The organism is Terriglobia bacterium (genome assembly GCA_035712365.1).
In the GTDB taxonomy this organism is placed as follows: domain Bacteria; phylum Acidobacteriota; class Terriglobia; order UBA7540; family UBA7540; genus SCRD01.
Genome location: DASTAW010000030.1, coordinates 26,671 through 48,939, shown reverse-complemented (window position 1 = coordinate 48,939; position 22,269 = coordinate 26,671). Strand labels below are relative to the sequence as shown.

Annotated in this window: 13 protein-coding genes; 5 read left to right on the top strand and 8 right to left on the bottom strand. The window is 59.1% G+C overall.

The features are described from left to right. Positions 1–130 precede the first annotated feature (130 nt). On the top strand, positions 131–1,687 hold the full coding sequence (locus VFQ24_08755) for a DHA2 family efflux MFS transporter permease subunit (GenBank protein HET9178430.1): 1,557 nt from the start codon (positions 131–133) through the stop codon (positions 1,685–1,687). A 140-nt stretch (positions 1,688–1,827) separates the two neighbouring features. Here VFQ24_08755 and VFQ24_08750 read toward each other — a convergent pair whose 3' ends face one another. Beyond that, positions 1,828–2,703 carry a sterol desaturase family protein gene (locus VFQ24_08750; GenBank protein ID HET9178429.1) on the bottom strand — a complete coding sequence of 292 codons (876 nt, stop codon included), beginning with the start codon at positions 2,701–2,703 and terminating at the stop codon, positions 1,828–1,830. Between the two features lie 60 nt (positions 2,704–2,763). Beyond that, entirely contained in the window at positions 2,764–3,429 is a 666-nt protein-coding gene (locus VFQ24_08745) for a metalloregulator ArsR/SmtB family transcription factor (protein HET9178428.1), read from the bottom strand. 266 nt (positions 3,430–3,695) lie between these two features. On the opposite strand from VFQ24_08745, the gene VFQ24_08740 reads away from it, so the two are divergent. After that, entirely contained in the window at positions 3,696–4,448 is a 753-nt protein-coding gene (locus VFQ24_08740) for an amino acid ABC transporter ATP-binding protein (protein HET9178427.1), read from the top strand. Between the two features lie 14 nt (positions 4,449–4,462). Beyond that, the gene (locus VFQ24_08735) at positions 4,463–6,013 is read left to right on the top strand and encodes an ABC transporter substrate-binding protein/permease (protein ID HET9178426.1); all 1,551 of its coding nucleotides are present in this window, start codon (positions 4,463–4,465) and stop codon (positions 6,011–6,013) included. A gap of 10 nt (positions 6,014–6,023) precedes the next feature. Here VFQ24_08735 and VFQ24_08730 read toward each other — a convergent pair whose 3' ends face one another. After that, complete coding sequence (locus VFQ24_08730; GenBank protein ID HET9178425.1) at positions 6,024–7,904, bottom strand: winged helix-turn-helix domain-containing protein; 1,881 nt, start codon at positions 7,902–7,904, stop codon at positions 6,024–6,026. A gap of 308 nt (positions 7,905–8,212) precedes the next feature. On the opposite strand from VFQ24_08730, the gene VFQ24_08725 reads away from it, so the two are divergent. Both VFQ24_08725 and VFQ24_08720 read left to right on the top strand, forming a co-directional pair. After that, a complete protein-coding gene (locus tag VFQ24_08725; GenBank protein ID HET9178424.1) occupies positions 8,213–9,697 on the top strand; it encodes a hypothetical protein in 1,485 nt (494 codons plus the stop codon). A gap of 545 nt (positions 9,698–10,242) precedes the next feature. Continuing rightward, positions 10,243–11,373 (top strand): glycosyl hydrolase, encoded by a 1,131-nt coding sequence (locus VFQ24_08720; GenBank protein ID HET9178423.1) that lies wholly within the window; start codon positions 10,243–10,245, stop codon positions 11,371–11,373. A 268-nt stretch (positions 11,374–11,641) separates the two neighbouring features. Here the strand turns inward: VFQ24_08720 and VFQ24_08715 are convergent, their stop codons facing one another. From VFQ24_08715 to VFQ24_08695, 5 genes are all read right to left on the bottom strand, one after another. Further along, positions 11,642–12,784: a PAS domain-containing protein gene (locus VFQ24_08715; GenBank protein HET9178422.1), complete on the bottom strand. Its 1,143-nt coding sequence runs from the start codon at positions 12,782–12,784 to the stop codon at positions 11,642–11,644. Positions 12,785–13,261: 477 nt separating this feature from the next. Continuing rightward, a complete protein-coding gene (locus VFQ24_08710) occupies positions 13,262–15,781 on the bottom strand; it encodes a phospholipase C, phosphocholine-specific (protein ID HET9178421.1) in 2,520 nt (839 codons plus the stop codon). A 670-nt stretch (positions 15,782–16,451) separates the two neighbouring features. Beyond that, the gene (locus VFQ24_08705) at positions 16,452–17,621 is read right to left on the bottom strand and encodes an efflux RND transporter periplasmic adaptor subunit (GenBank protein ID HET9178420.1); all 1,170 of its coding nucleotides are present in this window, start codon (positions 17,619–17,621) and stop codon (positions 16,452–16,454) included. Between the two features lie 34 nt (positions 17,622–17,655). Beyond that, positions 17,656–20,820, bottom strand: coding sequence for an efflux RND transporter permease subunit (locus VFQ24_08700; GenBank protein HET9178419.1), 3,165 nt, complete (start codon positions 20,818–20,820; stop codon positions 17,656–17,658). A 2-nt stretch (positions 20,821–20,822) separates the two neighbouring features. After that, complete coding sequence (locus VFQ24_08695) at positions 20,823–22,244, bottom strand: TolC family protein (protein HET9178418.1); 1,422 nt, start codon at positions 22,242–22,244, stop codon at positions 20,823–20,825. Between the last annotated feature and the right edge of the window lie 25 nt (positions 22,245–22,269).

The window sequence follows — 22,269 nt, the reverse complement described above, 5'->3', positions numbered from 1 at the left end:
GAACACAATGGTCCACGTTATCACAATCAGCCGCGAGTACGGCAGCGGCGGCGCCACCCTTGCAGAAAGTTGAAACCGTGACAGCCACCATCCTCTGCGCCGCGGGACTCACAGCCAGGACTTCCTGACCATGGCAACAGAATTCGAAGCGCCTAAAATCAACCCCTGGATCATCGCCACCGCCGTGATGCTGAGCACCTTTATGGAAGTGCTCGACACCACCGTGGTGAACGTCTCCCTGCCGCACATCGCTGGCAGCATGTCAGCCTCAGTGGATGAAGCCACCTGGACGCTGACCTCCTACCTGGTGGCCAACGCCATCATCCTCCCGATGACGGGCTGGCTCTCCAATCACTTCGGGCGCAAGCGAATGTTGATGACGTCCGTCACCGGATTCACCATCGCTTCTTTTCTGTGCGGTCTGGCGCCTAACCTGCCGCTGCTGGTCATCTTCAGGATCGTTCAGGGAGCATGCGGCGGCGGGCTGCAGCCCATTTCGCAGGCCGTCCTGCTGGAGTCCTTTCCTCCCGAAGATCGCGGCAAGGCCATGGGCTTCTGGGGCCTTGGAATTGTGGTGGCGCCCATGCTGGGCCCGGTGCTCGGAGGCTGGCTGACCGACAGCTACAGTTGGCGCTGGGTGTTTTACATCAATATTCCGGTGGGGATTCTGGCGCTTATCATGACCCAGCTCTTTATTTTCGATCCGTCCTACATCCGGCGGACCGCGGGCAAAATCGATTACTGGGGCATGGGAATGCTGGCCGTGGGGATCGCCGCATTGCAGGTCGTTCTGGACAAGGGCCAGGAAAAAGACTGGTTCTCGTCTGACTTTATCGCGCGGCTGGCCCTCATCGCCGTCGTCGCCCTTGTCGTCTTCGTGATTTATGAACTTGTGATTTCCCACCCCGTGGTAGACCTTCGGGCCTTCAAAGAACGCACCTACAGCGCGGGCGTATTTCTCATGACTATTCTGGGCTTTGTGCTGTATGGGAGCCTGGTGATTCTGCCCATTTTCCTGCAGGTCATTCTGGGCTACCCGGCGCTGCAGGCGGGGATCGCCATGTTTCCGAGAGGCTTAGGGTCTTTTATTGCCATGCCTTTCGTCGGCGCCATCATGTCCCGCTTTGACCCGCGAAAGCTGTTGGTGATCGGACTGATCGCCTGTTCTTTATCGCTGGTGATGTTGGGCACGCTGAACCTGAACGTGGGTTACTGGCAAATCTTTTGGGCGCAGTTCCTGCAAGGATTGTCTCTGGGGTTCCTGTTTGTGCCGCTCACTACCGTCACCATGGATCCCATTCCGAATGAGAAAATGGGCAATGCCACCAGCATCTTTAACCTGATGCGGAACATCGGCGGGAGCATGGGAATCGCGCTCTCCACCACCATCGTTGCGCGGAGCACCCAGCGCTACACAAATTTCCTGGGGCGGAACGTTAATCCCTACAGCCCGCAAACCCAGTCAATGTTCGAAGGCCTTCGCAGCTATTTCATGAGCTCCGGCGCGGACGCCGTCACTGCGACCAGCCGTGCCTACGCGGCGCTGTTTGGCATGGTGCAGCGGCAGGCGTCGATGCTCTCGTTCAACCACACCTACTTGTTCCTCGCCGTGCTGTTCATCATCGTCATGCCCGCCGTTCTGCTGATGCGAAAACCCAAATCCCGCGGCGGCATGCCGGCACACTGACGCGGCCGGCGGGCGAGCGGCGTTGATTGTCCCCGTTTCGGCGCCTGCGACTTCGCGGCCCTCTTTCGCATTCAGGGACCTCGAATTATGGTCTGAACTGCTCTGTGTTCCCCACCGCCCGGGTCAGACGCAAACCGGCCTTACTCGGCCAGGCGGGCACGGCCTAAGTGCTGCTCACGCATTGGGCGTGTACCGTCTGGCAAGCGCCAGTGCTCTCTCTGGGGGAGGAAGGGCAGGAGGAGGAGTTGGAACAGCCGCAGTTCGTTTGTGTCCCGGAACGCGGGTACGCCGATGGTGATCTGGTCCTGCGGAACGTCCAGGCGCAGCGTGCCGTGAAGCCGGTCCCAGACGCTGAACAGGTTGGTGAAATTCGAGTCGGTCTCGCCACGGACAATGGAGTGGTGTATCCCGTGCATCCGCGGCGTGATGATGACCCAGACCAGCAGCCGCTCCAGCCGGTAAGGCAGCCTCCAGTTGCTGTGCTGGAACGCAACCGATGCCTCGAAGACCACTTCGTAGACGAGCACGGCTACCGCGCCCGCCCCGAACAGCAACACTCCGGCCACGCGGAACAGGCCACTCAGGACCATCTCTCCAAAGTGGAACCGGACCGCGGTCAGAACGCTGAGGTCCAGGTCTGTGTGATGAACGTTGTGGAACCGCCAGAGCAGCGGCGCCTTGTGGCTGAGCACGTGCCAGGCATAGAGCACATAGTCCATCAACAGGAACGTGAGCGCGCCGTGCAACCACGAGGGCATCGTGACCGCGTTCAGCAAGCCGAAGTGCGCCTCGCTTGCCCAATAGGCCGCCGCCAGTTCCGCGGGGATGAGCCCCAGGCGCAACACCAGGAAGGCCGGCACCGACACGCCGACGTTAGTGACCGAGCGGGGCAAGGTCTTCTGCACCCATCTGCGCAGAGGCCGCCGATACTCCAGGGCCAGCAGCACGCAAACCAACACCAGCAGCGCCGGCCCGCCGTAATAGTCCAGAATCGGGTTATAAATTTTGTAATGCATTAGCGACTCGCGCCGCTCGCCAGTTTCGGGCGCTGGCGTGTCAAGCCTATCGAACACCCTTTATTCCGGGCCGCTCCCAGCCGCCACGGGAAATCCTTGCGCCCGCCACTCCGGGATGCCATCTTCCAGCCGGAAAGCGCGGAAGCCTTTCGCCTTCAGAATTTCCACGGCCTCCCTTGCCAGAACGCAGTAAGGGCCGCGGCAGTACGCCACGATCTCCTGGTTTTTCGGGAGCGCAGACAGGCGCGCTTTCAGGTTTTTGAGGGGCAACGAAAGGGCGCCGGGGATGTGTCCAGCCCGGTACTCTTCGGGCGGCCGCACGTCGAGGACTACAACTTCCCCTCTGCGCACGCGCCGCAGCAGCGCCTTCTTTTCGACAGGTTCAAGCTGCTCCGGGTCTTCCCGGAGCTGCCTCATCATGGATTCCACTTCCGCGAGGCGCAGTTCCGCAAGAGATCTCAGCTTCTGAAAAAAATCGCAGACCGCTGAATCCGCCAGACGATAGGTGACGTACAATCCCTGCTTGTCAGCTTCCACCAGGCGCGCGCCGCGAAGCACCTGAAGGTGCTGCGAAGCGTTGGCAACGCTCTGGCCAGCCTCCCTCGCCAGGCCTTCCACCGTGCGCGGGCCCTGGCACAACAGGTCGAGCAGTTCAAGGCGGGGCGGGCTTGCCACGGCCTTGCCGATTCTGGCGAGCTGTTCGTAGATCGCTTTTTTGACACCCATCGAAGCGCCCATAACAGTATTCAATAGCATAGTTGAATATGGGCCGGGTCGTCAAGGCCCCTGCCGCGCGCGCCGTAGAAAATGTCTTCCTCTCCTCCGGTCTTTCCACCTTGTGTACACACCGGGGTCAATCGAAAGCAGGAGGGATCGCTCGCGGCGACGGTTGCGGTCCAAGGAGGGCCATGAAGAAAATTTGATGCCCGGAGGCAATGCGCTACAATAAGCTCGGCCTGCGCTTGCCGGGGCATCGCAGGCGCCGAGACGCAATGGATGAAATCATTGAGGTAGGCCGTCTTCACAAGAGTTTTGGGACCGTTGCGGCGCTGCGGGGCGTCAGCTTTACGGTTTCACAATCGCAGTTGACGGTCATCATCGGTCCTTCGGGTTGCGGAAAGTCAACGCTCCTGCGCTGTTTGAACGGCCTCGAGACATTTGACAGCGGGCGCGTGCGGATTGGAAACATCACTCTCGAACGGCAAAATCAGGCGCAGGACGGAAACCGAAATGCCCTTCGGGAACTGCGGAAGGAAGTCGGCCTCGTCTTCCAGGGATTTAATCTGTTTCCGCACCTGACTGTGCTGGAAAACGCCGTCAAGTCGCCGATGGTGGTAAAGGGGCTTGGCCGCAAAGAAGCGGAGGCAAGGGCGGCGGAATTGCTGGCGAAGGTCGGCCTCGAGGACCGCGCCCATTATTATCCATCGCAACTTTCCGGCGGGCAGCAGCAGCGGGCGGCCATCGCCCGCGCCCTTGCCATGTCTCCCAAGGTGATGCTCTATGACGAGCCGACCTCCGCCCTCGATCCAAGCCTCGTGAACGAAGTGCTGCAGATCATGCGCAGGCTTGACGACGAGGGAATGACGCAGGTGGTTGTCACTCACGAGATGCGCTTCGCGCGGGAGGCGGCGGACAACATCCTGTTTCTGGATGAGGGCGAGATCGTCGAATCCGGCCCCGCGGAAGCTCTGTTCAGGTCGCCGCGCGACGCGCGCACCCGCCAGTTTCTCCGCAATTTCTTTTAATGAGGTCCATCAAAATGAGACGTATTCCGGCAGTGCTGGCGATCAGCTTACTGGCCCTGGCAACGGCGCCCCTCGCCCTGGGCGGCGCACCTGAGCTTCGATGGGGCGGCGACGCGGAGGGCGGCGCGCCCTATGTCTTCGCCAATCCCAGAAATCCGCGGGAGACCATCGGATTTGAGGTGGACCTGGCCAAGGCGCTGGGGCAAAAGCTCCATCGTCGCGCCGTCTTCGTGCAGAACCAGTGGGACGGGCTGATCTCAGGTCTCGAGCGCGGCGATTATGATATTGCCCTCAATGGACTCGAAATTACCGCCGACCGCGAGCGCGAAATCAATTTTACAATCCCCTACTATGCCACCTCCGAACAACTGAGCGTGCGGGCTGATGACCATTCGATCAGCTCGCTGGCCGATCTCAAAGGAAAAACCGTCGGCACGCTCAAGTTCTCCTTTGCCGAGCGAGTGCTGGAGCGCGAAGGAGGCATCAAGCTTCGCACCTACGATGGACAAATCAACGCTTACGAGGACCTGGCCAACGGACGGCTGGATGCCGTCCTGATGGACTGGCCCATAGCCGTCTATTACAGCAAGCCCAACCCAAAACTGAAATTTGCCGGCGGCCCCATCAGCGAGATCAGGTACGGGATCGGCATTCGCAAGCAGGACCCGGCACTGCTCAAGCAGTTGAATGCCGCCCTCGCAAGCCTGATCGAGTCGGGAGAGCTCCAGCGCATTTACGAGAAGTGGGGCTTGTGGAACGGCGCGACGCAAACGCTGTTCGCCCAGGTTGGCTCGAATCCGCAGGCTTACGAGGATTACACGAAAAGCGTCACCCGGCAGCTTGGCTGGAGCCAGCGGTTGCGCCAGTATGCCGGCTACCTGCCCCTGTTGCTCGGCCGGGGCGCTCCCATGACACTGGCGATTTCCCTGCTTGGAATGGCGGTGGCCGTGTCGGTCGGCTTGCTTTTGGCCCTGACGAATCTCTATGGCTCGTTTTTCCCGGCCCGTTCGGCGCGCGCTTTTATCGAAGTGATGCGAGGAACTCCTCTGCTGATTCAGCTTTACCTGATTTTTTACGGCTTGCCCTCGGTGGGCATCCGGCTGAGTCCGTTCGTTGCTGCGATTGTTGGGCTGGGTCTGAATTATGCGGCCTATGAAGCTGAGAACTACCGCGGAGCGATCCAGGCCATCCCGCGCGGCCAGATGGAGGCGGCGCTCTCACTCGGAATGACGCGCGCCCAGGCGCTACGACACGTCATTCTGCCTCAGGCCATGCGGCTGGCCATCCCGCCGGTGACCAATGACTTTATCTCGCTCTTCAAGGATTCCTCCATCGTCTCCGTCATCACCATGGTCGAGCTCACCAAAGTCTACGGCGAGCTGGCGTCAACCTACTATGACTACATCGGCGTCGGGCTCCTGACGGCCGCAATCTATTTCCTGCTGGGCCTGCCCTTTGTTCGATTGGCGCGATGGGCTGAGGAGAAGCTGGCCTTTGACCGCCTGACTGCCGCTCCGCTGAAGAGGCGCTGGTTCGGCGTTGGCGCTAAGCCGGCGACAGGGTAAACCCCAAGCCCTAATTTGGCAGGCCTGTGCGGCGGATCAGAGATTGGTAGCGCGGGTCCGAACGGAGCGTATCAAACTCGGGAAAAAAGTTAACGAAGAATACTCCAAAGTCGTGCTCTGCGCAGGCCCGCTCAAGCCACCTGAAAGCGTTATCGCGGTCGTTCAGCAGGGCGTAGTGCCACACGATGGAGGTTGGCCTGATGTACTGGCTCCGGCCTTTTCGCAGCAGACGTTTCAGGTCCCACTGCAAAAAGCCTCGGTACCCCGAAGCCTTGTAAGCTCGTGCGATGTCGCGGGCTTCCGCCGCGCTCTCGGCGGCTGCCTGCATTTCTGTTATTGCTTCGGCCGGCATGCCCTGCCGAAAATAAGCTCGTGCGAATTCTTCATAGGCGTACTTGAAGCTCGGGAACATTTGCGTGGTGCGCTGAAACTGCTCGATCGCCTGGGCATTCTCGCGGGTGATCGAGTATATCACAGCCAGGTCGGTGTTCTGGATGGGGGAGAGCGGATCGAGTTCGCGGGCGCGGATCGCCTCCGCGACGGCCTCTTCGCGGCGGCCCACACCCGCCAGGTAAAAACTATAGGGCTGATGGCAGCCGGAGGAATTGGGGCTCAGTTCCAGGCCGCGTTTGAATTCGCTTTCTGCTTCCGCCCATTTATTGTCATAGACTGCACGAATGATGGCAATCAGGCACAACGCGTCACCCAAACTGCGGTCTTCTCGAACTGCTTCCATCGCTTCCGCCTCAGCCTTGGGGGCGAAGTCGCGGGCCGGCATGGTGCCGAATCCGGCCTGTAGGAAATAGCTTGACGCAAGCCCCAAATGGGCAGGGGCATACTTCGGACTGAGGCTGAGAGCCTTTTGATAAAATTCAATCGCCCGCTGCTGGTCTTGTGATGTGTACCGATTATAGAAGTATAGCCCCCGAAGGAAGAATTCGTATGCCTCCGCGTCGATGGCGGGAGCGTGAGTCAGCAGGTCTCTCTCCGGGTTGGTAAGCTGGACCCGCACACCATCGGCAATGCTTCGCGCCAGGTCGTTTTGCACACGGAGCATGTCAGTGAGTTGGCCCTCGAAATCGTCGGCCCAGATGAGGCGGTCGGTTCGAGCGTCAATCAGTTGCGCGGTAATCCGCACTGTGTTGCCCGAGCGCGCCACCGTGCCTTCCATTACGGCATCCACCCGCAATTCGCTGGCAATCTCCGAAAGACTCTTCCGAACTCCCTTGTAGCCCATCACTGACGTGCGCGATCTGACCTCGAGCGAAGTGAATCGCGCCAGCTTGGTAATCAGCTCATCGGTGATGCCGTCAGCAAAGTATTCCTGTTCAGGGTCGTGAGAAAGGTTTTCAAGAGGCAGGACCGCCACGCGCACTGTCCCAGTCGCCAGGCCAGCGGCGCTGTGGAAATGCCGCCAGACGAAATATCCGGCAGCAAGCGAAAGCGCGGCTGCCAGACTTACTCCCGCCAATAGCACAGCTTTCCTTCTGCTTGCGCTTGCCACTTGTGGGATTGCGTCTTGGGCCTCCTGCTGTTCCGCCGGTGCCGAGTCTGGAATGACCGGGGCTATGAATCGATAGCCCACACGCGGCAAGGTCTCGATGAAGCGCGGGTTACCAGCAGAATCGCCCAGGGCATAGCGGAGCTTCTTCATCACCGCATTCAGCCCTTCGTCGAAGTCCACGAAGGTGTCCCCGGGCCAAAGCCGTCGGCGCAATTCCTCCCGTGTAACAACTTCCCCGGCCCGCTCAAGCAGCAGGGTTAATGCTTGAAAGGCCTGATTTTGCAGCTTGACCCGGAAGCCATTCTTGTACAGTTCTTGTGACTTCACCTCGACGCGAAAAACCCCAAAGCGGACGACGCTAGTTCGGGTGGTCGGTTTCGAGTCCATGGTGCGTAGATTAGAGAGATCCTCTTTTGAGCGAGGTTACCATGGACGGGACACTTGCGACAACATCCTATTGTGCAGAAGCGACTAAGATCGGCGGCCGCAGTCCAGGAGAACCAATGAGAAAGCAAATCATATGCGCTGGCAATCCTTTGCCAGCAAAAGACTTTTCAAGTCATCCAGAGTTCGGTCTCAGACCCGCCACAGAGCATTGACACGCCTGCCGAATTCGCCGAATCTTGTGTGGAAACTGGACTCGAACATCCACTGCCGGTACGTTGTAAGGTCCAAGAGAAGACAGGAGGGTTCATATGAGACAGCATTTCACAAAGGCTGGGTTGGCGATTGCGCTTGGCACGGCCATCTGCGCCCTTGGGCTGTCGATTTCTCCGGCAACATGGAAGATTTTCGCCGAAGGCTCCGGATTGCTTCTATTCAGCGATCCCACAGGGGTCGTCGGCACGCTGTCCACGACGGGTTCGATTGATACGACCAATCCTTTTTTCCAAAGCCTCGGCACGAACGGACGATCCTGTGCCACCTGTCACGAGATGGCTAATGCCTGGAGTTTCTCGGCGTCGAGCGCCCAGTCGCGTTTCACTGCTAGCAAGGGAACCGACCCGCTCTTCCGGCCGGTTGACGGCTCAAACTGCCCGAACTCGCCCGGCTTGAACAATTCGTCTCCGGCGCAGTCTGCTTACAGCTTGCTTCTCACCAAGGGCTTGATCCGCATCTCTTTGCCCATTCCGGCCAACGCGCAATTTTCCGTTAAGGTGGTTTCTGACCCTTACGGCTGCGCGCTAACGACTGACGCCTCCGGCGTACAATATCTTTCGATGTACCGCCGGCCCCTGCCCGCGACCAACCTGGATTTTCTGAGCGCCGTGATGTTTGACGGTAGGGAGTCACTGAAGCCGCTCAATAACTCTTCAACATTCCACTCAAACCTGAATTTTGACCTTGCACACCAGGCACTGGACGCCACGCTCGGTCATGCCCAGGCCGCGGCAGCCCCTACGACCGACCAACTCCAGCAAATGGTCACGTTAGAGCTGACCACCTTTACTGCCCAGCACTCAGATAATTCTGCCGGAACCCTGACAGCCCAGGGCGCAACGGGCGGCGCGTCATATTTGTCCGCCGTGCCCTATTATCCGGGAATCAATGACCCGCTGGGAGGCAATCCCACCGGTGCGCCGTTCAATCCCAGCGCCTTCACACTCTTCTCCGTGTGGCAAAACCTGACAAGCAGCAATCCCTATACCCTTGCACGAGAATCAATTGCGCGCGGCGAGGCCATCTTTAATACCGCTCCGCTCGCCATCCAGAACGTGAAAGGGCTGAATGACGCGCTTGGCCTTGCCACCATTACCGGTACCTGCACCACTTGCCATGACACCCCAAATGTCGGCGATCATTCTCTGTCCGTTCCGCTCGACATTGGGATCAGCGATGTCCCGGCAAGTTCGCGTGATCCATTGGCCGCCGCGCTCGCACAGCTTAACGAGCCTCAGGTGCCGGTCTTCGCGCTTCGTTGCTCAACCAGTCTGGGAGCGGCCTCCAACGTTACTATACAAACCATCGACCCGGGACGCGCCATGATCACGGGGCACTGTGCAGACATCGGTAAGGTGAAAGGTCCCATTCTTCGAGGACTGGCGGCGCGCGCACCGTACTTTCACAATGGCGCCGGGGACTCGCTCGAGCAGGTGGTCAACTTCTACAACGAACGCTTTCAGGCCGACCTCACCGCCAACGAGATGGCAGACCTGGTCAACTTTCTGAAGTCTTTGTAATGAAGTTGCGGGGTAGAAGTAAGGCGCGCGGGTGCCCGCGCCCTTGTGCGGTCTATGCGGACGGCGAACTGTCACGCGTCCATCGGTACCGCAAGGGAGCGTGATGGCGCGCGGTCAACCGCGACCTGAGAGGCTTCTAAGAACCGGAAAAACTCACCCTGGAACTGGTAATAAAACCGGTTCGCTCAGCGCACTCTAACCCCACTCAACTTCGCTGATCGTCCTGATCAATGGGGGTGCCACCCCAGAAATCCGGGCCGGTCAGGTGGACCCACGTGCCCTCCAGGACCTGCACCGTAGCAGGCGGCAATAGGGCCAACTCGATCCCGGGACCGTATTGACCGGAGCGTTGCGCCCACCCTGAAATGGGTGCTAACGTTTCATTGTGGATTCAGAGTGGTGGGTTCCAACGAGCCTGAGTCCTTGATCAGAGTTCAACACGTTCGCGGCGCGGTCTGCACGCAGATTGCGGACGCCAACCGGGCGCGAGTTCCCTCCCCTCGGGCTCGCCCCTTGCTGGATCATTGATAGCGGGAAGTGGCGTTTTGAAGCGTCTCTTGCCAATCGCCGAAGTGGATCTCCCGAAAAGCCATTTCGCTGTTCGGAGTGTTCACGTTTTCATCGCTTTCGGCGCGTTCCTGTTGTTCTCCTGTCGAGCCAGCCTGCCCAACTCGACGCCGCGGAACAGCCCCTTACTTCTGGGTACGAATGCGATTCTGTATGATGCCCAGGACGCCGGCCTCATTGACTCGCTGGGCAGTTCAGGCAGCGTGAGTGCTCGGGTGACGTTCTACTGGAGTGATATCGAACCCACCGACGGCAATTGGCAGTTTGCGACATATGACGATCTGGTGAAGCGCGCCACAGACGCCAAGATCCCCCTGCTGGGAATTGTGGCTTACGCCATGAAACGGGTGTCGGCCGCCGCAGCGAACATGCAGGGCGATCCCTGGGCGCTCTCATTTTGCCCGCCGGACGATATCGGGCAATTCGCCACCTTCGCGGGCATGGTGGCCGCCCGCTATCCCCAGGTGCAGTATTGGGAAATCTGGAATGAGCCCAACACCACCTATTTCTGGCGGCCTTCGCCTGATCCGGCCCGCTATGTCGAACTGCTCCAGCTTTCCTATGCTGCCATCAAGGCTGCCAACCCCAACGCTGTCGTCGTTCTGGGCGGCCTGTCTCCCGGCACTGGGAACGGTCAGGTGAATACTACGACCGCTGTGTCCTTCCTCGAGTCTGTTTACCGGGACGGCGGAAAGAGCTACTTTGATGCGGTCGGATTTCATCCTTATAACGATGGCGCGTCGCCGGACTCCTATCTGGCCGACTATGTCAACAGCGTCCACGAGGTCATGACGGAAAATGCGGATGGAAACAAACCGGTCTGGATCACGGAGATCGGCTGGTACGCAGGTACAGGGGGTAACGCGGTCTCCGAAGCGCAGCAGGCGGATTACCTGAGCCGGGCGTTCACGATTCTGTACGATCTGAACTTTGTTCAGCGCGTCTATTGGTACAACCTGAAGGACTATAGCAATCCCTCGACGCCGGTGACGCCGTCGCCGCCTTCGGCGTGCGGCCCGGGTGTGGGAAATCCGGTGGATTACGGGCTGTTTCGATACGCCGGTTCACCACGCCCTGCTGCTGAGGCGTTCATGAAAGACGCGCAATAGTGCGAACAAATAAGGACTGCAAAATATGGTGACAAGATCGTTTGTAGCGCCGCCGTCCCGGCGGCAATTTTCAGGGCCGGCAAGATGCCCTCAGTTTGAGGACTGACTGTTTCATACTCTGCTTCGGCGATACGCCCGGAATTGCCGCACGCTTTCTGATCGTGATGCTACATTATTGGATCGGTAGAACGGAGGTACGATGGGCGTCTTTGGTGCCGGACTCTACAGAGAGGAGACCGGGTACAGCCGCGGGTGGACACGCCCGGGATCAACTGGCTGGGAGACGCCCTTTGAAGTTCTTTTTACCGGGGATTGGAGCGTTCAGGCCGCCGTCTTCAGTAGTGGACAGGGGGACCGTCACGGTCACGGTGGTACCCGCAGAGTTCGAGGTTATGTTCAATTTGCCGCCGAACTGTCTCGCCCTTTCCTGCATTCCGCCAATACCCAGCCCTGGCCGGGCGCCCTTCGGCATACCTTTTCCACGGTCCTGAATTTTGAGGGTAAGCATCTCGCCGTTCAGCTCGATGCTGACATCCGCCTCGGGGCTCCCGGAATGAAAATGAATATTGAGCAGCGCCTGTTGCACGATATTGAAAAGTGAAATCTCCAGTTCTCTCGGCAGCCGGCTCAGCCGGGCGGGGAAGCGGCGTCGGACTTCCACGCCAGTGAGCTGCCGGTACTTGCCCAGATACCATTCCAAGCCGGCCAGGAGACCCAACTCATCCAGCATCGTCGGGTGAAGCAGATACGCCAGCGTTCGGACGTCCTCGGTGCATTGCCTGGCCAGCGCCAGGCTTTCGCCGAGCGGCTTGCGTACCGCCGGATCACACTTCGATTCCAACCGCTTCATCACGCTCAGATTCAGCAGCAGCGCCGCGAGTGTTGACCCGATGTTGTCATGAAGCTCTCGCGATATTCTGCTCCGCTCCTCGTCCTGCGCCTGGATTCGCCGCAAAGATAGCTCGCGCGCGTGCTCTTCTGCCGTCTTGCGTTCGGTGATGTCCGCGACGATTCCGCAGATCGCATAAATTTTCCCTTTGGAATCCCGCAAAGGGAACTTGTTCACGACGCTGGCGTGGAGCCCGTCTTCGTGAAGAGCAGTTTCTTCAAACGTCTGCGGCTCGCCCGACCGAAGGACTTCCAAATCGTTTTTCCGGAAAGCCGCCGCCTGTTCTTTTGGAAAAATTTCATAGTCCGTTTTGCCGGCCACTTCCGCCGGGGCCAGGTGGCAGAGCTTTTGAAATTCGGGATTCACATACAGGTAACGTCCTTCAGCATCCTTGACGAAGATGATGTTGGAACTGCTGTTCACGACGGAGCGGAAGGTGCTGGGGGGCGCACTGCTGGAAGCCGACGCCACGGGATTTCGAACTCTTCGCTTGGGCTTGGATGCGCGATTGAGCTTGCTCATTTTGTGCGGACTGTGCCCTGCCGGGGAACTGTGGCGATCCTGGGAGATCTACTGAGGATTACAAAATATGGTGACAAGGCCGTTTGTAGCGCCGCCGTCCCGGCGCTGCGGAAGTCCGTCACTCTATTATGCAATCCTCATTAAGTTGGGCGCTCATCAGACCGCTTCGTGCGGAATGCAGGGCGAAAGCCTGCGTGTAAGCAGCTACCGTGCTCCCACGATCAGTCATTTAAGGAAACACTACTCCCTCTCCGGCCGAACGACACAAATAAGGTCCTGGATCCTCCTAGAGGATAATTCTAATCCCCTTCTACAAGCAAGAGCACGCAGCGTCCTGGTGGTCAACTTGTGGGAGGTCCGGCGGGAAGTGGCGCTCAGGAATTTTGCCGGTCCGCCAGCCCGGACAACTCCCGGAGCGGACCATCGGGTTGGCGCTTTACGGCGGGGACATTGGCTGTGAATAGGAGCAGACCGATTCTATGTCGCGTCGTCCAGCCCGCCCATTACGGGATCACTGGCGCTGGGACGGCCCGTCTCTACGCGGCCTGCATAGCGGGATTCGGCATCTGATCCGTCCGCCTTGACCGTGAAGTCGTACCATCCATGGCTGGACTGGGAAGGCAGCACAACCGCCGTTGCCTGGCCGGAAGAGAGTTCGGCCCGCACTGCCGCCGTACCGTACGCACGATCGGTAATCGTGACGGAGGCAGGACTCCCGGCGGTGTTACGCAGGTGTACTTCTACGTTGCCGGTCAGCCTGGTAGCATTCAGCTCATAGGCGGCGCGCACCTCCACCATTTCCGGTGAAGCCGTGCGTCCGCTGAAGGCGCGGTAGAAGCCGTTAGGCCCGTACACTTCCAGGAAGTATTTGCCATCAGCAAACATCGCAAGCGGAAACTGCCGCGTCAGTGTGTCTCCTGCTTTGACGGCGAAACTGGCTGCCAACATTTCGCTGCCATTGTTCAGATGGCGCAGGTACACGTTGAACGGCGCACCCGCCGCTTGCTGCGCGTGCGCCTGGTCACCCGCTGTCAAGCGAAGCTCCCAGTGCTCGCCATCGCTGGTCCGGTTTCCGTCGGCGTAAAGCTCGTAGGGCAGTGCGCACGCCGGGCGAATGCCTTTTTCCTGCGCAGTGTACTCGGAATGCATCGGCGCTCGATTAATCTGCGCAATCTGCTCTTCGGTGAGTTTTTGATAGTTCGAGGGAACCTCTTTGTAGCGCGCCTTCTCAATGCCCACGACATACGGGTCACGCCGCAGGAAGTCGAGATCCGGTCCTTTGGGATCGTACGGGCGGAAGACCGAGGTGAGGTCGCCGGTCACGGTCCGGCGCCAGGTGCTGAGGTTGGTCTCCTGCACGGCCCTGCCAAACCTGGCCTGCACAAAGCGCTCCAGAAACTGCAGCGTGGAAGTGTGGTCGAAAACCTGCGAGTTTACCCATCCCCCGCGCGTCCACGGCGAGGCAACGATCATCGGCACGCGAAAGCCGAGGCCGATGGGGCCGGTGCGCGCGTCCGTCGGCGTTACGCCCATCGCCATCTCGTCTTCCTGATAAGTGTATTCCAGACTGGTGTCCACTCCGTTCGAGGCTCCGCCGGTTTCCGGGCGCCTGGGATCGGCAGCCACAAACGGCGGCACATGGTCGAAGTACCCATCGTTCTCATCGTAGGTGAGTATAAAGATCGTCTTCTTCCACACCGCGGGATTGCTCGTGAGAATGTCTATGACCTCCGAGAGGTACCAGGCGCCATACCACGGCGAGGTTGGATGGTCGGAGAAGTTTTCTGGAGCGGTCAACCAGGAAATCGCCGGCAGCCTGCCTTCGCGTACGTCCTTGCGAAACTGATAGAGGACGTCGCCCTTGGGTATTTGCATCGACATCTGCTGACCGTTATCCGTGAACGGCAGCGGCGCCAGCGCATGATAGTCGGGGTCGCCCGCGTTGGTCACAAACGCCGCATGAAACAGGGCCTTCTGTTCATTGGTGAGTTGGCCCCACCGTTTCTCCCCGCAGTTGGCGAGCGCGGTCTCAGCTTTCCTGATACTTTCGTGCGCCTGCTTGAGCTCCGCGCGCATCTGCGCCGCCTCGGCCGCATTTTCGGCGGTTGAGATAGCGGATTCAAGCTTCTGCGCCTCTTCGGTCCACTGGTCTTTCCAGCGGCTTGCCGCAGCGGCAAAGCCCGGATACGCCTCAACATTGTACGCGCCGAAACATTCGAGGCTGTTGTCTCCAAAGTTAGAGAGCCAGGCGTCCTGATCACCTGTGAGCGGCGAGCGCGTCAATTCATTCTGGTAAGACTTCCAGTGAATACCGGCCTCCTGCAGGCGTTCGCAGAAGGTCTTCCACACCAGACCCCCGTAGTCGATCTGTTCATTGCGGATGAAAACCTTTGAATCGGCGGCCTGCCGGTCGCGGATGGTCCCGGTCCAAAGATAACAGCGGTTGGGAGACGTGCTGCTCAGCACCGAGCAGTAGTTCTGGTCGCAAATGGTGAAGGCGTCAGCCAGAGCATAGTAAAACGGCAGGTCTTCGCGCGTGTAATGTCCCATGGTCATTGGGATATGGACGTACTCCTCCTCGTCTGAGCGCTTGGCAGTGAGCCACTGGTCGTAACGTCCTTCGTTCCATGCATCGACCTGGCTGTCGCGTGAATGCGGCAGTGAGCCCATCCAGGTAATACGCGTATCGCGAATATCCAGACGCCACGGGGCGTAAGAGTTCCCGGCTGCGTCCGTCTGCACGAAGACCGAATTGCCGTTGGGCAGTCGCAGCGCCCGTGGATCGTTGAAGCCTCGCACGCCGCGCAAAGTGCCAAAAGCGTGATCGAACGAGCGGTTCTCCTGCATGAGGATGACGACGTGCTCCGCATCCCGCCAGGTGGATCCGGAATCCGGCACGATTGCATAAGCCCGTCCAATCGATTCGGGAAACAGGCCAGTGAGGCCGGCGCCAGAGATCAGTGCCGCCATTTTGAGGAAATCGCGACGCGTTTGCATACCTTGTTTCCTCGCCTCGTTTGGATTTGTACGCCGGCGGACGGCGCAGCAGGGGGCAGAGTCTCGCCTCCGGGAGACCATGCAGCTTTGATCCCGCGCAGGCGTTGTGGATCGTCGCAGATCGCACACATCGCAAACTGCGCGATGTATGCACCAGCCGCACGAGTCAGCCTACACCTTTTCATCGGTTGATACTGGCGCGTATTCTCGCTCACCGGTCGAGTAAGCGATGATTAACTCGGCATCCTCAGTGCCAGGATTGTGGATCTGGTGCGACAAACCGCCAGGAATGGCCAGCGCGTCCGTGGCATTGAGCGGAAATGTTTCGCGCCCGCACGAACTTCCACTCTTCCCCTGATCAGGTAAATTACTTCGTCCGCATTGGGGTGATGATGCGCCTCACCGGAAAGCCCAGGAGCGAGGATCATGCGTGTCAAGCTTAAAGAGCTTCCCGTTAATGCACGGTGTGCCAGCCAAACCTGAGACCCCCAGGCGCGCCGCAACCCGGGTTGTTTTAACTTTTCCTCTCCGCTGATGTGAACTGCCCTCACTGCTTTGTCCTCCACGATCGTCATCTACCTTCTTCCCTGATGCTAGCACGTGAAGTTATCCGGGCGGCTAGCGCCGATGCTCGCTTTCGGAGTGTCACTTGAATCCACTAGCAACACTGCTATTTTGCGGCAACCAACTGCGATATGACACGAGTGCCGGGGCCGACCGTATCTGTCCCCCGTGTCATCACTTCATCTCCTTCCCGTAAGCCCCCAAAGACTTCGATGAGCTTGCCGGTTGTGGATCCTGTCTTGACGTCCACCCATTCGGCACGATCGTTTTGTACGCGAATGACAAATGTTCGCTCGAGGTCATTGGTGACGGCGGAAGCCGGCACGAAGAGGGTAGGGTACGAGCGGCGCACGGGCCATTCAACCTCGCAAAAGGTGCCGGGAATCAATTGCGCGCGGGGATCTCTCACGTCCAGTTCAACCGGCATCGTGCGAGTGTTGAGGTCGACGTCATGCGAAATTCTGGCGATGGGAGCCCGGAAGGTTTTGCCAGGAAAGGACGGCACCGTGAAAGTCACCTGCGTCCCCTCCGGGACGTCTCCGGCATCGTATTCTGGCACCGGTACGACAAGCCGCAAACGAGTCAGCGTTTCGATGCGGACGATCGGAGTTGAAGCGCCCGCTCCTCCCTGCGGACCAACCAGCGCTCCAGGATGCACGTAGCGCGTGGTGATCTGCCCATCAAAAGGGGCCGTGATCTTCAGGTAGGACTCGAGCTGGGAAACGGCCTGCAGGGCATCCTGTGCCGCTTTGACGTTCTTTTGAAGCGCCGCGACATTTTGCCTGCCAGCGAGGGCCGTTTTTTGAGCGACATCAAGATCATTACCGGCAACAACTCCCGGGACTTTCGAAGCCGCCTCCATCCGTTTATAGGTCGCTTCGTCGGCGGCTAACCTGGCTTCTGCCGCCAGCATTTGTGATTCGGCTCCCTGATACTTGGATTCCGCTTCCGATCGTTGAGCCATCAGCTCCGGAGCTTCCAATAGCGCAATCTGTTCGCCCTGCCTGACCCGGGAGCCGCGGTCAACCCCCAACCGCTTTACAAACCCGGTTTCTTTTGCATAGACGTCCACGACCTCATAGGGCACCAGTTGGCCGGGAAGCTCCACCAGAGCAGTAAGCTTCCGAGCGATGACACGCGTAACCTCCACTTTGGGGGTAGAGCCTGAGGTTGTCGTTGCGGCCTCGGTCGTCCCATGGCTCTGCCTGGCGCAGGATGTGGACAGTGCGCTGAAAGCCAGAAACGCGATCACGCTGAAGCCCACTCTGGATTTCATAGTGCCTCCTCTTTCGGTCCCAAATTTCACTCGTTTACGCCCCTGCAAATCGGCTAGCGGGGTCATCCGGATCGAGCGAAGGCGAAGCGGCGCCCGCCCGTTGCTGCACCAGAGAGAAGACAAACGGCAGCACGGCCAGATTAACGAAAGTAGCCGCCAGCAATCCTCCAATAACGGCCCTTCCCAGCGGAGCCGTTTCCTCGGCGCCCGCCCCAAGCGCCACCGCCATGGGGACCATTCCGGCAATCATGGCGACGCTAGTCATGATGATCGGACGCATTCGCTCCCTCGCTCCCTCGACGCCTGCGTCGAGAGAGGAGGCGCCTCGTTTTCGATATTCTTCGGCAAAGGTTACCAGCAAGATAGCATTGGCCGTGCCCACGCCGATCGCCATAATGCCTCCCATATAGGACTCGATGTTGAGCGTGGTATGGGTAATGAGGAGCATCAGGATCATGCCACAGACGGCGGCGGGCGCGGTCGTGAATACGACGAATGAAAGGCGCATCGACTGGAAGTTGGCGGCGAGAAGAAGGAAGATCACCAAAATAGCCAGAAGCAGTCCGACGGCGAGATTGGTAAAAGCCTCCTGCATAGGGGCAATCTGCCCCCGCACGCTCACATTTGCTCCCTTTGGAAGAGCGCCTGTCCGCTGGATGGCAGTGTTGATGCTGTTGCCAATACTCCCCAAATCCTGGCCTGCTACGTTGCCTACGAGGTCCAATTTCCACCGGCCGTTCTCCCGGTCGTATTCGCCTACCGTTGTGCCATCGGTGACGGTCGCCAGGTCCCCCAGCAGCGGATGTTCAGTATCGCCTGGCATGACGGGGACGTTTTTCACATCCTGAACGGAAGTCATCTGCGGCTGTGGATATTGCACCTGTACCTGATAGGCAACGCCGGTCCTCGGGTCCGCCCAGTAGTTTGGAACCGTAAAGCGGCTGGAGGATGTAGCGTGAGACAACGAAGTGGCAACCTGCCCCGCCGTGACGCCGAGCTGGCCAGCCAGTTCGCGGTGGATTTCCACGTTCACGCTGGGATAGTCAAGAGGCTGTTCGATTCGCAGGTCGCGCATGCCTTTGATCTCGCCCATTTGGCGCTGCAATTTTGCGACGTACGCGCGAAGCTGGCCAAAGTCGGGCCCCATCACCGCAACGTCCACGGGCGTCGGAGCGCCAAAGTTCATAATCTGGCTGATAATGTCCCCCTGCTCGAAGGAAAAGGAACACTCAGGAAATTTGGGAGGTAATACGCGACGCAGTTTTTCTTCAAAGGAAGCCACGTCGATGTGGGCTTCGGGCCGAAGGGCTACGTTGATGACGGCCTCATGGGGGCCGCTGGTCCACAGGAACACGGTATTGATCGGATAAGATGCGGCTTGCGTCCCTACATACCCCAGCGTTGTAGCGACATTGCCTGGCCCCGCCGCGTCCTGGATCTGGCGCAGGGCTTCCGTTGTCAAACTGGCCGTATCTTCGGCTCGCGTGCCGACTGGCGCCTCAATGCGCAGGCGGAACTGATTGTTGGCTGCCTGTGGGAAAAGCTCCTGGCCCAGGCGAGGACCTAAGGCCAGGATGATGAGCAGCACCACCGCGGCATACGCTCCCACAATCAGCCATCGCAGTCCAGCAACACGATGAAGGCCTCTCTTCCACTTCTCTCTAAAAGCGTCGAATCTCCCGCGGCTTTCGGGGCGAGCGGAACGGTCCGTCCCGAGCCTTTTGTGCATCCACAGAAACATCACCGGCAGTAAGGTGCTTGAGAGCAGGAAAGAAGCAATCATTGAGAATGCGACCGCGAGCGAAAGCGGAACAAACAAGGCCTGGCTCACGCCGGTCATGAAAAAGGAAGGAACGAAGACCGCCACCACCGCCAGCATGGCGAGGAACCGCGGCCCGACCGTCTGTTGTACGGCGCGAAGCACGGCGCGGGCGAGCGGAACATCCGGCTCACGTTCGAGTGTGGCATCGATGTTTTCAATCGCCACCACGCCCTCGTCCACCAGGATTCCCACTGCCAACGCCAGGCCGCCGAGCGTCATGATATTAATCGTCTGGCCGCTGATCCAAAGCGCCACCAGTGCCGTCAGGAGGGCAAAAGGAATGGTCGTCAAGACGATCAAAGAACTCCTCGCGTCGCGCAGAAACAGGAAAATCACGAGTCCGGTCAGGATCGCCCCCAGCAGGCCTTCCCGCACAACAGCGAACAGAGAGTTTTTGACATAGCCGGATTGATCGAATTCGTAACTGATTTGAATGCCCGAAGGAACGAGAGACCGGAAAAACGGCAGGCTCTTCTTCACTTCGTTTACAACGGAAAGCGTCGAAGAGTCCGGGCGCTTGGTGACCGGCTCATAAACGGCCCGCCTACCGTTCACCAGGGCGTACCCTGTGGGGATATCGGTGCTGTCAGTCACGGATCCGATGTCCCGCAAGTAGACTGAAGGGCCGGACCCCGTGCGAATCGGCAGATCGTCGAGTTGGCGGGTAATATCGGAAACAATCGAATTGCTGGTGACAATGCGCAGCAGATTGCCGGTACGCACGTTGCCGGCCGGCGTCAATTGGTTCCCGGAACTGACGGCTTTCGCCACCTGATCGGGTGTCAGGTGGTAGGATCGCAACCGTCCAGGGTTGACGGTGATAACGATTGTCCGCTGGTTTCCACCGAACGGAGGCGGCGCGGAAACGCCGGGCAAGGTTGCAAAGACTGGCCGCACCCGGTTCAGGGCCAGGTCCTGGATCTCCCCGACGGTCATGGTCGGGCTGGAAAAGACAACGTCGCCCACGGGCACGGTCCCGGCGTCGAACCGAATGACAAAAGGTGAAACCGTTCCGTATGGCATAAAGGCATGTGCGCGGCTCACGTAGGAGATGGTTTGCGCCAGAGCCTGGCTCATGTCTGTGCCAGGGTGGAATGTAAGCTTAAGGAGGCCATTGCTCTGAATCGACTTGTCCTCGACGGTCTGAATACCATTGATGTAAAGAAAATGGTATTCGTAGTAATAGACGAGGTATCCCTCCATTTGTCTCGGACTCATACCGCCGTAAGGCTGTGCCACGTAAATGATCGGCAGGTTGAGATTCGGAAAGATATCGATGCGCATCCGCGAAATTGCCAGAATGGAGCAGAGGGCGACCCCAATGACGGCTATTAGAATCGTGATGGGGCGGCGCAGCGCCGTGCGGATCAGCCACATGCTCAATGACCTCCTGCCCGGACCAGCCCAAAGAACGGGTCCAGATTCCCTTCGGCGGCAGCAAGATTTGCCAGGTTACGCCAGACTGCCAGCCGCGCCAGAGCATCATTGATCTCGGCCTGCGCGAGCAGGCTCTCCGCGTCGGCCAGCTCGACGATCGTTGCCAGCCCGCTCTTATACCGTGCCTGTGATTGGACCTCTCCCGTAAGGGCAGCATTAAGCTCGATTGGCGTGTTTTCAGCCACGCGGCGAGCGCCATCCAGCATAGCCCGGGCCTGCTCGACCTGCTCATTTATCCCGAGCAGCGTCTGGCGGTAATAACTTGTCTCGGCTTGCACGTTCGCCTTGGCGGTCCTCTCCTGGGCGTGGATTCCAAAAATGCTGAAGATCGGGAATGTCACGGTTAGCGCCGCTCCGTAATTTTCCGTTCCGAGGCCCAATCCATTTGCGCCGCCCTGAGGGACTCCGGTCGGCGAAAAACCCGAGCCCATTCCGGAGACGAAGGATTGAACGTAAAGGTCAGGATAGTAGGAGTGATGCAGGATCTGAAGCTGAGCCTGCGCTTGGCGCACACTGTTTTGTTGTTCCACGGCAGCCGGATGTGAAGCAGACGTGGGCTTAGGAGGCGTCGCTTGCGGCGGCGTGCCCAAAAGCGGCCCTGCGGAAACCTCCACAGCGCTTGTTTCAAGACCCAAAGCGTCAGCCAGCGCCGCCCGGCTAATGGCTACTTGTTGCTCCGCCTGGATCAATTGGATTTTGGCCTGCGCCATTTGCGCATCCGCGCGCGAGGCATCCGCGCCAGGGCGCAGTTCATTGTCCACCAGCGCGTGAATGGATCTGGCCACCGCTTCCCATCGCTTCAGGTTCGCCTCGGCTACAGTGACGCCCTGTTTCGCCGCCAAAACATTGAAAAATGCGTTCGCTGCATTTGTAGCCGTACTCAGGCGGGTTACAGCAAAATTGGATGAAGCCACGTCAACCCCGGCGCGTGCGAGACTAACTTGCGCATGGCGATAGCCGAAGGCATAGGGCTGCCATGAAAACAACAACCCACCCATGCTTCCCCACGCGGTATCCGTTGAAGAAGGCAGGACGGGACCGCGAACGCTTGGAACCACGGACTGTGGGAACATGATGCCCATCACGTTGTTCGAGGTTGCGCGATTAGCTTGCCACAGCGAGTCAAGGCGCGGCAGATAGTTTGTGCGGGCCAAATCCACGCCGCCGCGCGCCGCCTCGATCTGCTCGCGGCCGGCCTGCACGGCAGGATAATGCGCAAGGGCGTAATTGACCGCGTCCTCCAGGGTAAACGTCTTCGGGTTAGCAGTCTGAGGAGGAGCAGATCTGAGCTTCCCTGCCATACCCAGCAGCGAGGAAAGACAAAGCAGCAGGATTAGCAAACGGTTGGTCGTTTTTCTCAACACGGCCGAAAATCCTTCCTTAAATCGA

Excerpts from the sequence above, each read along its gene's own strand:
- VFQ24_08705 (HET9178420.1), bottom strand. The coding sequence starts at position 17,621 with ATGAAATCCAGAGTGGGCTTCAGCGTGATCGCGTTTCTGGCTTTCAGC.
- VFQ24_08700 (HET9178419.1), bottom strand. The coding sequence starts at position 20,820 with ATGTGGCTGATCCGCACGGCGCTGCGCCGCCCCATCACGATTCTAATA.
- VFQ24_08750 (HET9178429.1), bottom strand. The coding sequence starts at position 2,703 with ATGCATTACAAAATTTATAACCCGATTCTGGACTATTACGGCGGGCCG.
- VFQ24_08725 (HET9178424.1), top strand. The coding sequence starts at position 8,213 with ATGAGACAGCATTTCACAAAGGCTGGGTTGGCGATTGCGCTTGGCACG.
- VFQ24_08755 (HET9178430.1), top strand. The coding sequence starts at position 131 with ATGGCAACAGAATTCGAAGCGCCTAAAATCAACCCCTGGATCATCGCC.
- VFQ24_08735 (HET9178426.1), top strand. The coding sequence starts at position 4,463 with ATGAGACGTATTCCGGCAGTGCTGGCGATCAGCTTACTGGCCCTGGCA.
- VFQ24_08740 (HET9178427.1), top strand. The coding sequence starts at position 3,696 with ATGGATGAAATCATTGAGGTAGGCCGTCTTCACAAGAGTTTTGGGACC.
- VFQ24_08745 (HET9178428.1), bottom strand. The coding sequence starts at position 3,429 with ATGGGTGTCAAAAAAGCGATCTACGAACAGCTCGCCAGAATCGGCAAG.
- VFQ24_08715 (HET9178422.1), bottom strand. The coding sequence starts at position 12,784 with ATGAGCAAGCTCAATCGCGCATCCAAGCCCAAGCGAAGAGTTCGAAAT.
- VFQ24_08730 (HET9178425.1), bottom strand. The coding sequence starts at position 7,904 with ATGGACTCGAAACCGACCACCCGAACTAGCGTCGTCCGCTTTGGGGTT.
- VFQ24_08710 (HET9178421.1), bottom strand. The coding sequence starts at position 15,781 with ATGCAAACGCGTCGCGATTTCCTCAAAATGGCGGCACTGATCTCTGGC.